The sequence below is a fragment of the Nostoc sp. UIC 10630 genome, from assembly GCF_010747425.1.
GTDB lineage: Bacteria > Cyanobacteriota > Cyanobacteriia > Cyanobacteriales > Nostocaceae > Nostoc.
This window is the reverse complement of record NZ_JAAGOG010000081.1, coordinates 15,222-31,974: the sequence shown is the minus strand read 5'-3', so window position 1 is coordinate 31,974 and position 16,753 is coordinate 15,222. Positions and strand designations below refer to the sequence as shown.

Genomic DNA, 16,753 nt, shown 5'->3' with positions numbered 1-16,753 from the left:
TCCCCCCTTTTTAAGGGGGGTTAGGGGGGATCGAAACACTGTTAGACAACTTTATAAGACTTGTGTGTACACCGTAGTTTTTAAAGGGGGGGATCTTAAAAGCCCCCTTTAAAAAGGGGGTTGGGGGATCTCTTGTGCGTAAGTCCTACTATATTGCGTAAGTCCTACTATATTTAGAAGAGTTTTTGCTTGCTGAAGTCGCTACGCTAAAAGCTTTCATTAGCAAAATTAAAGTCGTTGTTAATACAACTTAAGCTGTTGTTATAAACGCTCAAGCTGTAGTTACTACAACTCCAGTTCTTATAAGTAAAATTGAAGCTGTTGTTAATACAACTTAAGCTGTTGTTATGAATGCTCAAGCCGTAGTTACTACAACTCCAGTTGTGATAAGTAAAATTGAAGCTGTTGTTAATACAACTTAAGCTGTTGTTATAAATGCTCAAACTGTAACTATAAACGTTGAAGTTGTTGTAACAAACCCTCAAGCTGTTGTTATGACACTAAGTCTTATCGTTAGGAATGCACAAGCTGTGGTTTTTTCTCTTCACCCACATATATATCATGTTCTCTATGAATGAAAACCTCAGACAATGCCTGATAAGCTTCAGTCCAAGCAGCCATCACTTCTTCTGTAGCTACTTCCTCTAAAACATCTTTCATAGCTTGCAGTAAACTTTCTCCGACAATAGGATATTGCTCTGGTGTAACATGAGTCTGCACATGACGATGGGCAATCTTTTCTACCATCGACTTTAAAGCAGGTAAATTATCAATTTGGTTAGCATAGCTATAGACTGCTGTTGCTAATCTCGCAGGCTGAGAACCATCTGCTTGAGCCGCCATACTAAATTGTTCTTTGACCTCTGGATGGTTTTGAAACATAATTTCATACATCCGAGTTGTAATTTGCTGACCGTTCTTTTTCAAAACAGGTGCAGTAGATTTGACGATATCTATTGTTTGTTGGCTAACCATAGTTTTTGGAACCACTTAGAATCTTGATTGACTTCACTTTAGTGATTATTTCTATTGGTTACTATGAGCTAGCTCAGTTAACGAGTAATATCATTTAAAAAACTGCAACAAAGATGAAAATGTAAGAATGCAGGTATGTACATCGATAATTTATCAACCAAAATTTGACATGCATACCATTGAGAAAAAGTCAACTCAAAAGAACTGGGCAGGTGCGATCGCAGAACCAGCAAAAGAATTTCCTTCTACCCAACTGCCAATTATCTCTGGCAAAATTCCAGATGGCTTGCGTGGCACACTTTACCGCAATGGCCCCGCACGACTAGAACGCGGTGGTCTTGGCATGGGACACTGGTTTGATGGAGATGGAGCAATTCTGGCTGTAAATTTTACTGATGCAGTTGCAACGGGGGTTTATCGCTACGTGCAAACCTCTGGCTATCAAGAAGAAGCCACAGCAGGTAAACTACTCTATGGCAATTATGGCATGACTGCACCAGGGCCAATTTGGAATCAATGGCAAAAGCCCATCAAAAATGCTGCCAACACTTCGGTGCTAGCACTTCCAGATAAACTTTTGGCACTGTGGGAAGGTGGTAAACCTCATGCCCTCGATTTACAAACTTTAGAGACTTCGGGTGAAGATGATTTAGGGGGGTTAACTAAAGGATTAAACTATTCCGCACATTATAAGCGTGACGAGCAAACAGGGGAGATTTTTAACTTTGGCATCAGTCCTGGACAAAAAGCGACGCTTAATATTTACAAAAGCGATTCGACTGGCCGGATTATCCAACAAGCCGCATACCAGCTAGACGGTATACCATTTGTGCATGATTTTGTTTTAGCAGGACAGTATCTTGTATTTTTCATTCCGCCGGTGCGGTTGAGTATCTTAGCTCTGCTAATAGGGATAAACAACTATAGTGATTCGCTAGAGTGGCAACCTAAATTAGGAACTCAGATTTTAGTTTTTGACAGAGAAACCCTATCTGTGGTGAGTCGTGGAGAAACCGAACCTTGGTTTCAATGGCATTTTGCTAATGGTTATGTAGATGCTAGCGGTTCAGTGATTATAGATATTGCCCGTTATGAAGATTTTCAAACTAACCAATATCTCAAGGAAGTAGCTACAGGTGAGACTCACACTTCAGCTAAAACTACACTAACGCGAGTTCATTTGCATCCCCAAACTGGCAAAGTTACGTCAATTCAGCAACTATTAAACAGACATTGTGAATTTCCAAATGTACCACAGCAAAACGTAGGACAAGCTTCTCGGTATACATATATGTCAACATTCCGTTCAGAAACAGATATTAGCCAAGAAGTACTAAATGCGATCGCTCGTTTTGATCACAATACCGAAACCCTCACCGAAGCAGACTTTGGAGAAAACCGTTATCCTTCAGAACCCATCCATGCCCAAAATACCCAAAACCCTGAGCAAAGTTGGGTGCTAACCGTCGTCTACGATGGTAATTCTCATAGTAGCGAAGTTTGGGTATTTGATAGCGATCGCCTGGATGCCGAACCCGTTTGCAAACTAGGATTACCCAGCGTCATCCCCCACAGCTTCCACGGCACATGGAACCCAGCCTAAGAACCCCTCCGCGTTACCTCTGCGTTTCCCTTAGCGTTCCTCTGCGTTAAAAAACAACGCTACAGTAAAAACGAATAGCATTGATCGGACTTAATCGCATCTGGTCAATGCAAAATCAAAAATCTTGCCCTATGCAACTACAAGAAAAACGCGACTATTCTCCCACAGAATACCTAGAACTAGAAGTCATTTCCGAGTATCGTCATGAATATATCGATGGTCAAATTATACTTATCACAGGTGGAACACCAAATCACAATCAAATAGCTGGTAATGTTAGTACAACCCTGAATTTTGCTTTGAAGCGACAACCTTATCGAGTATTCATAGCCGATCAACGTCTATGGATTCCCAAAAAGCAAATTCATACATATCCTGATGTAATGGTTGTTGCAGGTTCATTAGAATTTTCTGAGGGACGTACAGATACAATTACTAATCCCTTAGTGATTTGTGAAGTGTTATCCAAATCTACCAGAAGCTATGACCTAGATGAAAAATTTGCGGCTTATCGTACCATTCCCAGTTTTCAGGAATATGTTCTCATCGATCAATACAAAAATCATGTAGAACAGTATTCTAAAACTGACGAAAATAAATGGATCTTCTCAGAGTATGAAGAAGAGAGTACTATCTTAACACTATCCTCTATTCAATTTCAAATCCCTCTATCAGATATTTATGATAAAGTTGACTTTGAGGCTAAAGAATAACCTCACTCTAACTGGTTAACTAAGCAACATGACCACTTCTAAACGCCACTACCACATCACTACCTTCGGCTGTCAGATGAATAAAGCTGACTCAGAACGCATGGCTGGCGTTTTGGAAGACATGGGCTTTGAATGGTCAGAAGATCCGAATAATGCAGATGTGATTCTCTACAATACTTGCACAATTCGGGATAATGCCGAGCAAAAGGTATATTCTTACCTTGGCAGACAGGCGAAGCGTAAACATGAGCAGCCAGATTTAACCCTCATCGTTGCAGGTTGTGTTGCCCAGCAAGAAGGTGAAGCGCTATTGCGGCGAGTTCCAGAATTAGACTTGGTAATGGGGCCACAACACGCCAACCGCCTCAAAGATTTGCTGGAGTCGGTGTTTGACGGCAACCAAGTTGTGGCAACCGAGTCTGTTCATATTATTGAAGATATCACCCAACCGCGACGGGATAGTAAAGTGACAGCTTGGGTAAATGTAATTTACGGCTGTAACGAACGCTGCACCTATTGCGTAGTTCCCAATGTGCGTGGTATTGAACAATCTCGCACGCCGTCAGCGATCCGGGCTGAAATGGAAGAATTAGGACGGCAAGGTTACAAGGAAATTACTCTACTTGGTCAAAATATTGACGCTTACGGTAGAGATTTACCAGGAACAACACCAGAAGGTCGGCATCTGCACAACTTCACAGATTTACTTTATTACGTCCATGATGTGCCGGGAATTGAAAGATTAAGATTTGCTACTAGCCATCCCCGTTATTTTACAGAGAGATTAATTAAAGCTTGCGCTGAGTTACCCAAAGTCTGCAAACACTTCCACATTCCCTTTCAATCTGGGGATAATGAACTTTTGAAGGCGATGGCGCGGGGTTATACCCATGAAAAATATCGCCGGATTATCGATACCATTCGGCGGTATATGCCAGATGCTTCCATTAGTGCTGATGCGATTGTTGGTTTTCCTGGGGAGACAGAAGCACAGTTTGAAAATACCCTGAAACTGGTGGAAGATATTGGCTTTGATATGTTGAATACAGCAGCATATTCACCGCGTCCAGGGACACCTGCTGCTTTGTGGGATAATCAGCTAAGTGAAGAAGTTAAAAGCGATCGCCTCCAAAGGCTCAATCATCTAGGAAACTTGAAAGTAGCCGAGCGATCGCAACGTTACTTTGGACGCATCGAAGAAGTTTTAGTAGAAGACCAAAATCCTAAAGACCAAACCCAGGTGATGGGACGCACTGATGGCAATCGTCTGACATTCTTCAGTGGAGACATTAAAGAGTTGAAAGGGCAGTTAGTGAAGGTAAAAATTACCGAAGTTCGCCCTTTTAGCCTCACAGGTGAACCAGTTGAAGTGAGACAAGCCATACCAGTATAAACAAGAGGGGTAAAGGCAAAAGGTTAAGGGGAAAAGGAACCTCACATTTAACCTTTTTTCTTCCTCAAAGCTACTTAACCTTAGTGCGGAAACGGACAAAACCGTAAAAATCTTTGACGAGATTGGGTAAATCTGGACTCCGTGTAATATTCACCACCACCGCCCCATTGATGTTAGCACCGCAGTATGATGGGACTGTCTCGTTAGCAGTATAAAAACGTCCGCGATCGCTATCTTGAGCATTAGTCAAATAAACCGTAGGAGTGCTAGAACCAAGCGCAAGAGCAATACCTTGATCTGCTCCTGATAAACCACCATCATTAGGAGTCAGACCATTAAAGGCAGTGGGAATAAAAGTAGTATTGACAGGAACTAAATCACAAATTTGGACACTAGTTGCATTACCTAGACCATTGGAAAGTAAGTAGATAGTGTACTCTAACTCATCTCCTGGTTTGACTATCCCAGCGTTAATCAATCCGCGCAAGTAATTAGTGGGCCATGTGTTACTGCTATCATCATCAGTGTCACGAGGAGATGCTACGTAGTTGGCAGCACTAGGAGAAACGTCACTGCGACCATCTACAATGTTAGTTAAATTCTGGCTGTTAATCCGCGTGATGCGTTTCACTAAAATTAACTGAGGTTTGCTAGCTGATAACGCAGTTAATGGCATAGTTACAGTAGCAGGTGTGGGATCTTCCTTACCTGCTTTGTCTACTGCGGCTACTGTAAAAGTGATGGTTGTAGCGCCATCTATATTCGGATCTACTTTTAGCTTCGTCGGATCGTAACTAGTAATCACTTGATTAGCTGTCACAGCTACACCGTTGTAGTACAGCGTCCCATTACTTGGCAGACTAACAATCTTGAAACTGTTGCTAGAACCAAGGTTCCCATCTTCCGGGTCAGTGCCAGATAGTGTTGGAACTTGTACAGTATTGGTTCCCCCTGGATTTGTTGTTGTAGATCCACTGACATTATTAGTATCGGGCAACTGCTCAATTCCAAAGTCCTTACTAGAGATGTTTGTAGCAGTATTAAAAGTAGCTGTCGTGAGTGGGCTAGTGTTGACCCAGTTAGATGGAAGGGATGGCACAGGGGCAGTATTACCTACAGTGCCAGCAGTTGTACTTAAGATAATTTTAACGTTACTTTGATTCAAGGGAACATTGAGAAAAGTATAAGTACCATCTGCGGCGACAGGTGTTGTTTTTAAGACGTTATTATTAGAATCTACGAGAATAGCATTTAATAACCCACCTGCATTAGTGCCAGTTTCCGAACCAGTATTGATATTAGTAAAAGTATTGTTAGCACTATTATCGGCATCATCCCAAACCTTGCCGCTAAGGAAATCATCATCATAGATTGTGTAGCTGGAAGCGATCGTTGGGGAACCGCCACAAGTTGTTGTTGAACTGGCGAAAAAACTAGATGAAGGTTGTATGGTAAATACAATTGTCCTCACACCTTGAGGAACGTTATTGTTAATAACAGTAAAAGGAATGGTAAAGACACTAGTAGCATCACTGCCGTCGTAGTTACCCGCAGGAATACTGATATTAAAGGTGGATGTGTTTGATATTGTGTTGTAGTCTGTACCCAAAACGGCTGTACCAGAAACTGAAATTGAAACACTGATCCCACCAGTTGGCACTAAACCAACAATCCTAAGTTTAGGTGGGTTAGTAGTAGGGTTAGTTTCCGATTCTGCTGCACCACCTGAACTCGCCGTGAACTCAAGCACCGGTTTACCAGCAAATTGGACTTCATCAAGGAAGTTGCCTATAGTATTGTTTCCGCCCGCCGTGGAAACAGCCGCAAATCCTACAGGTTGAGTGGCAGAAGCGCCAGTGTAAGGCACTGTGCCAGTGTATCTTACCCAGCCATTTCCTGCATTATTATTACTTACAGTAGAAATAGTTGCACCATTCTGCGCTACTGGTTGTGCCGTAACTGTTCCATTGCTAGTTGTTGAGAATGTGCCAAAAATAGTTGATGTTGGATTGGTATTTAGTCCAATTAAAAAATTGGTAACATCAGCCACAGATGAACTTGAGCGCCCGCGATGTAAAAGAGAGAACGTGATCGTTTCATCTTTGATTAGGCATATATTCTGATACAACTCAGAATTTTGCTCTGCATTTAACTCAGCAAATTGATTTCCTGCACTAGTTGGTATCGTTGCTGTGCTAGCACCATTAAATCCTGTTTTCCAAATCTCAATCAGTGGTACATTTCCTGGAGATACATAACCACTACAATTACCTGTTCCCGCCTTGACTGAGCCATGAGTCGTTTCCCAACCAGGGATAATACCTGGCGATACTTGAACGTAACATTGTTGACCAACATTACCAAATACAGGTTGCTCAAAGCTGGGATTTAGGAACGATCGCTGGATATATTGAGCTTGCGCTACTGTAGGTTGAAGTACTAATGTTGCGCCGAGAAGTCCCCAGCTAAAAATATTAAAATTTTGCCATAAATTCTTCATTAGTAAATCACCATAAAATAACCTTTAAAAAATACTGATTACCTGAACCATAATCATTAATGAGGACTGATTCTCCTCAAACAAATCTTCAGTCTCTAGCTTTCCCGAAATCGTAGATAATCTATCATTTGTATTCAGACTTATAGTGGCATTGTTTTTATTAAATAGTTGTTTTATATTTCACGCTTTTGCATCCCCTTCGTTGCAGCCTTGAGTTTACCCACCAAAGTTTTCATTGCAGATTCTTGTGGCTGATGTGGCACTGGTTTTTGTTGTCCAAAGCCATCAAATAATTCGTTGAGTTTGACGCTGACACCCAAATATGCGCCACCTGCGGAACGTGTTCCTGAGAAATCCCGGTCATCAACTTTACCAAATACATATCCAGCAGAAACGCGCAGGTTAGGCGTGAGATAATAGCCTGTTTCTACTACAAAGCCTGTTTCACTGTAGCTAGACTGACTAATTACACGAGCCTCACCCACCAAATCCCAGCTATATCCCAAACGATAGGTAGCGCGTAATTGTCCCAAATTTACTGTATTTGTACCAGCTAAATCGCTGGCTATGTAAGAAGTGCTGTTACGCAAGGCATATTTACCATAGAATTCCCATTGCCAGTTAGGAGCATAAATAGCTTCCAAAGCAAAAGTATGGTCTTCGGAACCCGTACCACTACCTAAGAGGATGGTGTCAGGGATAGTTGATGGATTTTTGCGATATTCATAACGCAATAAGGCATTAAATTTATCGCTATTGGGGTCGCGATAAGCTAGTCCCAACTTCAAAGTAGCTGTGTCTCCCAGTCCTGAAAGCTTTTGATTGGATGAACCAGCTTGTTGATAACGTACCAATGCGGTGAGAGCCGGAGAAATTTTACCCGCAGCACCTGCGGTAATTACTGTATTGCTACCACCAGAAGAAGAACGATGTTCGTAACGGGCACTGGCTTGAAACTGCGGATTATCACTGTATTCCAGCCCCACGCTGTAGCTATCGCCACCATCAAATCCGATCGCAGATGCTGATTGACCAAAGGCGAAGGGTTGGGCATATTGTTGACCCGCCGCAGTCCGTCCGAAGAAGTTGCCAAATACGTGTTCATAAGCAACATTCAGCCGCAATCCCGAAGCAATAGTCCAACGGTTATTTAGACCAATCGCCCCTTGGGTAGTCATTTCATTTGCACCACCCAAAATTGAGTAACGACCAGTCAAGGTAGTATCCGAACCGAGTTTGTGTTCACCGTTGACACTCAAGCTGGTGATGGAATTACCCGAATATTGACCACTAGTGTAAAACTGTTGGGCCAGACTGATATTTACACCAGGAATTGCTGCCCAATTCAGCCCGAAGATGGTACGGTCTGGGTAAACGCTATCTTTTTGGGAAGATAAACTGATTTCATTTTGGGCTTGGAAAGTCAGATTTTTAGCAATAGGAACTGTAAAACGCGATCGCAATTGATCAGAAGTACCACTGAGGGCGCTGTCGGGAATGCGGTCTTCTCGATGACGATGAATCCAATCCAAATCAATAATGGCACTACCCAAGCGTTGTTGAATCCCGGCGGAAATTGTCGTTAAGGAATTATCAACTTTACTACCAGGTATCGACTCATAACGGGGTGCAAACAGTTCTTCAAAGGTATCTAAAGGTTGGGGAGCAATGCCAAAATTGTCTTCGTGGTCGTACTGCGCCCTGACGTTTGTAGTTGAACTGAGTTTAGCTGTAACCTGCGCTCCATAACGGGTTTGTCCTGGGACAAAGCTGATAGTGGCATTATTAGCAAAACCTGTATCGGCAAAGCGATAATAGGCACGACCTTGAATCCCGTTAGTAATTTGTCCCTCAGCCTCCAACCGATACGCTTCACCACTAACCTTTCCTACAACATCAGAATCATTAGTGGAATGGGCATATTCTGCAATTAATCTACCTTGATTACCCAAAGCAATCAGTGCATCTGCACCATAGAGTTGAAAGTCGCGTACTCCCTGATTTTCTTGGACATAAGTTGCTCCTATCCAACTTTCTTGGTTAAGTTTGCGGGAAAGATTATATTGCAAACGACCAGCATAGATATTGCTATCAGAATCTTCGCTGTCATATTGATAGCTAACAACAATCCGGCGTACCAAAACTTGTCCGGTTTGATCGATATCGGTACGAAGGATAGGTTCGCGGAATAATAAAGTACCGCGATCGTAGTCGATTTCATAGTCTGGGCCACGGTTAAGCTGTTTCCGTTCTAGTACAGTCCCAGGACGATTGAGTTCTTCTAACTCAATAAAGACATTTTCACTACCTGGTTGTAATATTCTGCGAGAGAGGAAGTAATAACCGCTAGTACCATCGGGAGCAATAGTATCTCGTTGGAAAGCTTCTAAGTGGTTGCCATACAAACCTGTAACTTGTAGGTTCCCTAAGTTATAGTTAGCTTTAAAACCGTGAAGTTGTCGGGTGACAGAAGTAAATTGCTGCGATCGCCGCGCAAACTCTTCTGTGTTGTAGTCACCCCACATGGCATAATCAGGATCGGCTCCGGGGACACCAGTTGTACGCTCCAAACGCACATATAGGCTGTCAATGGAAGGAGCAACGACATCAACTCGCGAGCTATCGCCGTAGACAGGATAATTTTGCTCGCTGGATTGGTAAGTTCTAAACAGGCGATTATCGCAGTTGCAATCTTCATTGAGGTTACGAGAACTGTTGTATGCGCCTGTAAACAACCATTCTCCGATCGCACCAGTGGCAAATATCGCCGAGTGGAAATCTAACTGCGTTCTGTTATCTTTGTCAGGCGGGAGAAAATCACGGAAACTGCCGTAATAATCTGTACCTCTAGCGCCCAAACGTAAATCTATTACGCCAGTAACCAAACTCGGACGGAGTGAGGTTTCAAATTGTAGTTGAGTAAAAGCTTCTAAATTATTAGCTATGGCGCGAATTGTGACAGTTTCGGCTTTGAGTTGCGATCGCAACTTAGCCGTAAATTGCCCCGCTTTCGCCTCTACTTGAAATCCGGGTTCATCAGCTTTGAAGTCTTTCCCAACCAACTCCCCAGCAGTAGGTATCAAAGTAATAACAGCATCACGATTAGAGCGATTACCACTTGCATCGATCAGTTGACCCTTGATTGTAGCTATAGAACGTCCATCGGCCGGGATACGAGACTCAACAGTTTCTAAGGTTAGTTTCTGTGGCGCTCCCCGAACTACAACTTGCACCGTTATAGGAGGTTCTGTCCCTCCTACTACTTGTGCAGAGATGGTATTATTACCTTCTTTTAACGAAACACCATACCATGTCTGCGTTACTAAATTAGTATTGGCATCGCTTTCTGTTCGTCCAATTGAGGAAGGATCTACTAATACACCATTAGACCGTAATTCTACTGTGCTTCCAACGGGGAATTGCACAATCACTGTGGTAGCAGGAACATCCACAATGTTGTTAGCAGTTGGCATCAGGAATTTTATTCCTGTGGAGATGGGGGAAGTGGGGGGAATTTTCTGATTTTCCTCAGTTACTCCAGCTATTTTGCGTAAGCCTCTAGGTAATTGAACAGAAGTTGCTGGTTGAAATGCTTGTATTTCCGTTTCCCTTGGCTGAACATCTGAAATTAAAGTATTCGTTGAAGGAAGTTCAAGAGACAGAAATTGCTTGTCAGAACTTCCCAAAAGATGAGGATAACTTGAATCTATGCTTTTTTCAGCAACTTTATTCCGATCCGCTTGATCCTCATCCTGGTTTTTCACATTATTTGGAAAAACCAAACTTCTAGCTCCCTTCCCTTGTAAGGACGGGGGAGAATTCAAAGCCTCTCCCGTCTTAGGAGAGAGTTTTTCTAGATCCCTTGAAACTTCAGGATCTTCGACACCTTTATCTGCTTGTGAAGGCGAATCGGGGAAAAAAAGATTTTCGTTTGTAGGTTCTGCCTTAACTATGGCAGGATACAAAACGAGGCTGAGAGCTACTGGCATCAACCCCATCATCTTCAGGTTGAAAATAGTTGTATGGTGCAGTCTGGGTTTCATTTTTTGACTGGCTCCTGGAAGGCGGGGGTGACAGCGAAATTCATACGTACCAAGCCACCAGGTTCTAAACGCACTAGGCGAGATTGGCTATTCCGTTCACGGAATTTTTGGTTGGGAGCTAGGGTGTAACCCGGTACACTGCTGAGGTCTAGTACGCCTGTATGACTTCCTGGTAAGACATTAGCTAAGGAGAACAAACCATTCGGATCTGTGGTGATGCGGTTTCCGTCCTCCAGAAAAATCACTGCATTGGGGACTCCAGGCTCGCCAGGTTGTTGTTCACCATCAAAGTTTTTATCAATAAACACACGACCGATAATCGTGCCACAATCAGAAACGATTCCTGGACGAATTTTTAACTGGTGCGTTGCTGGGCCATCCTTGGTGCTAAAACGGTTATCAGCTCGTTGAGCATTCACGATCGCACTATTGCGACCGTTACCACGCGCAGCATCGGCTGTTAGTTGAGCCGCGTAAGCAATATTCAGAGTTTTTCCCGTAGGAACTGTTACATCTGTGCGGAATGTCACCGTGTTTCCATTGCGTTCTGAGGTGATAGTAATTGCTTGACCATCTAACTCACCCCGCACAGATTTAGGTAAAAACTGAAATCCTAAAGGTAAGTTGTCGGTGACAAATATATTATTCAAACCAGCATCAGCAAGGTTTTTTACCGAGATCCGGTAGATTGCCGTATCTCCAGGTTCAGCCGTAGCGCGATCGCCTGTTTTGACAATCTGCAACTGATTGGCTTGGCACAAATTTGTACTGAATTCAAAGGCTAATAAATCTAGTCCTACTACTTCTGCATTCGGAACCAAGACAACCGTTTGCTCTACCCTAGTCTCACCTGTAAGAGTAATTGGTTGACCATCCAAAGAAGTAGCAAGATATCGCACAATATTATTACCTTGTGTACCAGTGCTACCAAGGATTTCAATCTTGATCCGCCGTTGCTTATAGATAGAATTTGGCGGTGGATTAACTACGAAAATATAAGTTCTACCTGGATCGGTTTGACCCTTATTCGGATCGAGTAGGAAATTGTAGACACCCGCAGGGTTATTCGTAACGAAGTAGGGGTTACTATTCTCGGTATTTGGCGACTTACCGCCAGGAACGTTGTTATTAGGAATATCGGGTAACTCTGTTCGAGTCAAAGAAAGTAAGCCACCTAATTCTGTACCCGTTGGGTCGCTAGGGTTAGATTCGTATACACCAACTGAAAAACCTGTATAGTCAGGCAAAATAGTACCAGCACAACCTAATATCCGCCCTAATGGATCGATTAATGGGCTAGGACTAACATTCAGCTGACTAGAAGTTCCGTCATATTTTTGATTATTAGCAGAGTCTGTATAAGTATAAGTAGCTTGATTTATTAATGGCAAAGACACACCCAGATTGTTAGTCTGTTGTGCGATCGCTGGTATAGATATAGTAGTTTGCAAAAAACTTCCCAGAAGAACAGTAGCTGTTAACCTTTGATACCAGCTACTCCTATAAGTAATTTGTTTTTTCTTTTGAGGACGGCTCACTGAACACATCTCCTCTGGAATGCCACTTTTTTTGTTAATAAAAGCACTTGTTTATCTATCGAAGATCCCTCCGATTCTCCTTATAAAGCACGTTGTTTTTCGCTCTTGACTCCCAAAAAAGTCGCTACAGGCGGGTGATATCAGGCATAACGAATCAGCGAACTTGGACTTGATAAATAGCTTTAACCGTTTTCTTGGCCGGAACTGATGGCACTTGCAAACGGATGTGGGTGTAAACATTCGCTGGTGCTGGTTTTGTTTCCACTTTCCCGTCAGGAAGAGTAACTTTAACAGTGGGATTTTCGACAAAGCTGCGTCCGCCATCAATGCTGTAGGTTACTTTAGTCTCATTAGTGGCGATCGCAGATTTCAGTATGTATACCATTCCTTTAGGAATAGGTTGATTGAGAATCAAATTCTTTACGGGGCGATCGCTCTTATTTTCGCCACTTAATGTATATCGCAACACATCTCCTGGTCGCACCACAGCTTGACCTTTTAAAGGTTGCCATGTCTTACTTTGCTTACCCTGCTGATCCTGTGCTATCACTTGCTTCTCAGCTTCTAAGCGCAATTGTATTTGCCCTTGAGTTTTGACATTTTGGGCAACAGCACTGGTAGAATGCCATAGAGAAGCGATTCCTGGCACTTGGCTAACAAATGGCACTGTAGCAATAAGTGCGATGGCTCCTAAACTTGCAAAATAAAAACGCTTCATAATCAATAACCTCAAAAAACTTTCATAATGCCGATTGCTGATTTATCTTTCCCTGTTTTCGCTGGGGAACAATCATTTTGTAGTTGGCACTTTAGGATTAAAGCACCAGCTATAAATACAGATGTGCTATACACCCCTCTTTGCAAAGAGGGGTGAAATCAAACTATCTAGTTAACTTTGCGTTGGAAGATAAATGTTCTTTGAACACCAGGTGCAATCTGTCCAGTGGCAGTATTTACATACTTTGTGACATCACTGTTTAGCGTGGTTCCGGTTTGATCGATACTAGAGTTAGTAGCTGGATTACCATTGAAGAACTGGATCGTTGAAGCCCCAGAATCCTTTGCGGAACCAACAATGTTGCTAGTATCAATTTGAGTGTTATTGTCGTTGTCTAGCGCCCAGTTGTTGCCCCCTGCTGTACCATCTTCAGTAATCACAACTTTGTCAGCGTTCAAAATCACGTTACCAGTTCCAGATTGAACATCAGAAATATTTGTGTATTGAATTTGGTACTCAATAATGTTTCCTGGTGCAGGCTTCTTCGGAGTGATACTGAATGTGCCATCAGTCCCTTGCACTGCGGGGCCACTTCCTTGTAGAACTCGTGACATTTTCAACAGTTTTAAGAAGCCAGTGTAGACGCGATCGATGGAGATATTGTACGCTTCCCCATTAACCGCAGTATTAGGTACACCATTATTATCAGTGTCAATAAAAGCAGTGATCGGTACTGGGAAGCCCTTACCAATATCAGTTGATAGTTGCGTACCAGGTGGTAAGTCAACTTCTACACCATAATTAACAATGCCACCAGCAGGAACAGCAAGGATTTTAATTGGTGTATTACCGTTTGCTATGGTAAAAACACCAGTAGCACTATTATAGGTATACACAGCAGATTGACTGTTATAGCTAACAGTTACCTTTGTATTATTTGGCAAATCTGTAAATGTTGCTGGTGCGGTTGGCACTATTGTGATGTCGTTAGTGGCAGTACCGTTGTTCTTAATTGTGTTAGTAAAGCCAACTGATTGTGGGTCAAGTGTACTAAGAGGTGCTGTGTTAGGAGGAACAAAGGAAGATTTGTTGGTGAAGTCATCGTTGGTTAAACCCGATGGCCCAGTAGCATCCGGTGCATTATTCGGCCCGTTTAAAACTGAGTTTGCCTGGGCAACTGAAACAGTATAAACGTTGACATTTCCTGTAACAGAATTAGTACCTTGGTTGTTATTGCCTGTGTCAACATTACCAGGAGTAGTGGGATAATAACCAAGGTCAGGTGTAGTAGGAAAGGCTCCAGTAGAGGGGTTGATGTTATCTGGATTTTGATCGCCTGAATCGTCGAAGAGTAGGGGGCTATTTGGATCGCCAGCAGTTTTACCGAACACTTGAGCGATGTTGTTAACATTTGTCGCTGTCGTTCCTGTGATTCCAGTGGTCTTTACTTGCACCGTAAAGCCTGTAACAGTTGTGCCAGTGGCAATTGTAGAGATAGAGCTAGGATTGTTAATAAAACCAACCCGTTTGACTATACCGCCTGTTACATTAGCACTGTTAGTTTTCCACAGAGACTGATCGGCAGTTGTAGTGGCGGGATCTTCGCCAGCATAAACCACTATCCACCCTGAAGGAGCGGTTGGAGTCCCATTAAGAGTTGTGGATGCTGGAAGCGCATCAGAAACTAAGATGCGAGGAACTAGACTGCCATCTACATTGATATTTGTACCAGCTAAAGCTGCGGGTGTTAGCCCCCGATTGGTTACGTCATTGCTCTCAACTCGCAAGCTTAAACCATAAGTCAGCAAGTCATCATTGAGTACGGAAGCATTACCAGCGCTGTAGGCTGTCCGAGTTTTGAGTATTGTGGCTAGAGCAACGGTTTTAACAGTGTTACCCACTTGAATTTGCTGGGTAATACTAGATTCTCGTGTACCGTTAACTGGTGCGCCAATAACTTCCCCACCACCTGCGTTATCAGCGTTATCTACAGTGTAAACGTCACCACCATCGGGATTACGCAGTTGGTTTTGGGCATCACCAGGAGTATTACCAAGGGTAACTTTAATTACGTCACCGGATAGAGCGCCAGTTTGTACAGTCACTGGCACACGCACCAACACAGTACCGCTAACCGGAATTGAGGCTGTATCTACACCACCTGCTGCTACATTTGTCCAAGTTGCACCACCGTCAGTACTATATTGCAATGTGCCACTAGCTGGTGTTACCCCATTTTTATCAGCAGGAAGTACACCAGAAACTGTACCAGGCCCGGTTGTTGTTGCTTGGTTGGGAATATGGAATTTGGTGGGGTCGTTACCTACATTCGTTAGGGTGTAGGTGTAGGTTAGTAAATCGTTAACTCCAACAGTGCCACCATTGTTATCTGTGACACCCGACGCAGTAACGGTGATCCCAGCAACTTCTGCCACAGTAACTGTTACGGTATTAGAGGTGGCATTTATAGTTGTCCCTGGCGCGTTAGGATCTTCGTAGGTAGCTGTCGCTGTGTTACTAATAGATTGACCACCAGCTGTACCGTCAGCTAGTACAGGTGCAATAAATTGGAAAAGGCTACCAGTTAACAATGCTGTTGCTACTAGAGATTGGTAATGCTGGCGCTGCTTGTTGACAAATTTATTTCGGTTTACCATAGAAGTAGTTTGTTTATTTGCTGAACTTGTATTTTGGGTTTTGAGACAGGATAAAGTTCGGCAATTCTTTAAAGAATTACCGACTATATTTGCCCAAAACCTGAAGGCATTGGGCAGTGTATATATGAGGAGTTAATTTATTGGCTACTCCTGAAAAACTAGATTGAGGCAATAGGCAGAAAAGTTATTGCCTCTTGTTTTATGTTGTACGTTTACCGTTGATTATCAAGGTTAGCAATCGTAAATATGGGTAACTTACTACTGTGTCCTGCTGAATCTTCGATGTAAATAGCAATGTAGCTTTTATGCCAAAAAAAAACTTCCGTATAAATAAGTAACTTCTCTAGCGATGGATGAGTGCATCAAAGCTGAAAAATTAACTTTATTTTGGCGACACACATAGCAATTTTAGTGTTTAAAACGGAAGAGAAACACGCTACAACCTATATATAAAAGCACTTTTGAATATTTGCTGCTATGTATGCATAGTACCATGTGGAGTAATTGGTATAAAGAAATAAAAAATCGACTCAGTGATCTGGATCACTAAATAAAGTGATACTAATTGAGCAAAATGCAAATAACTCATAGATAAGATGCAATTTAATTATAT

General features: G+C 42.7%; 9 protein-coding genes. 3 read left to right on the top strand and 6 right to left on the bottom strand.

Annotated features, from left to right (window positions below):
* Positions 1–513 precede the first annotated feature (513 nt).
* The gene (locus G1O98_RS19245; protein ID WP_163930640.1) at positions 514–975 is read right to left on the bottom strand and encodes a globin domain-containing protein; all 462 of its coding nucleotides are present in this window, start codon (positions 973–975) and stop codon (positions 514–516) included.
* Positions 976–1,144: 169 nt separating this feature from the next.
* Here G1O98_RS19245 and G1O98_RS19240 point away from each other — a divergent pair, with 169 nt between their 5' ends.
* The 3 genes from G1O98_RS19240 to miaB all read left to right on the top strand — a co-directional run bounded on the left by G1O98_RS19240 (position 1,145) and on the right by miaB (position 4,684).
* The gene (locus tag G1O98_RS19240) at positions 1,145–2,578 is read left to right on the top strand and encodes a carotenoid oxygenase family protein (RefSeq protein WP_163930637.1); all 1,434 of its coding nucleotides are present in this window, start codon (positions 1,145–1,147) and stop codon (positions 2,576–2,578) included.
* A gap of 131 nt (positions 2,579–2,709) precedes the next feature.
* A complete protein-coding gene (locus G1O98_RS19235; protein ID WP_163930635.1) occupies positions 2,710–3,291 on the top strand; it encodes a Uma2 family endonuclease in 582 nt (193 codons plus the stop codon).
* Between the two features lie 28 nt (positions 3,292–3,319).
* Positions 3,320–4,684, top strand: a complete 1,365-nt coding sequence (gene miaB, locus G1O98_RS19230; RefSeq protein WP_163930633.1) for a tRNA (N6-isopentenyl adenosine(37)-C2)-methylthiotransferase MiaB — start codon at positions 3,320–3,322, stop codon at positions 4,682–4,684.
* Between the two features lie 70 nt (positions 4,685–4,754).
* Here the strand turns inward: miaB and G1O98_RS19225 are convergent, their stop codons facing one another.
* The 5 genes from G1O98_RS19225 to G1O98_RS19205 all read right to left on the bottom strand — a co-directional run bounded on the left by G1O98_RS19225 (position 4,755) and on the right by G1O98_RS19205 (position 16,140).
* Positions 4,755–7,184, bottom strand: coding sequence for a hypothetical protein (locus tag G1O98_RS19225; protein ID WP_163930631.1), 2,430 nt, complete (start codon positions 7,182–7,184; stop codon positions 4,755–4,757).
* Between the two features lie 173 nt (positions 7,185–7,357).
* Positions 7,358–11,227, bottom strand: coding sequence for a TonB-dependent receptor (locus G1O98_RS19220; protein ID WP_163930629.1), 3,870 nt, complete (start codon positions 11,225–11,227; stop codon positions 7,358–7,360).
* Positions 11,224–12,774, bottom strand: a complete 1,551-nt coding sequence (locus G1O98_RS19215) for an isopeptide-forming domain-containing fimbrial protein (protein ID WP_163930627.1) — start codon at positions 12,772–12,774, stop codon at positions 11,224–11,226. The genes G1O98_RS19220 and G1O98_RS19215 overlap by 4 nt, the downstream gene beginning before the upstream one ends.
* Before the next feature lie 145 nt (positions 12,775–12,919).
* Positions 12,920–13,483, bottom strand: coding sequence for a DUF11 domain-containing protein (locus G1O98_RS19210; RefSeq protein WP_163930625.1), 564 nt, complete (start codon positions 13,481–13,483; stop codon positions 12,920–12,922).
* A 167-nt stretch (positions 13,484–13,650) separates the two neighbouring features.
* On the bottom strand, positions 13,651–16,140 hold the full coding sequence (locus G1O98_RS19205; RefSeq protein ID WP_163930623.1) for a hypothetical protein: 2,490 nt from the start codon (positions 16,138–16,140) through the stop codon (positions 13,651–13,653).
* Between the last annotated feature and the right edge of the window lie 613 nt (positions 16,141–16,753).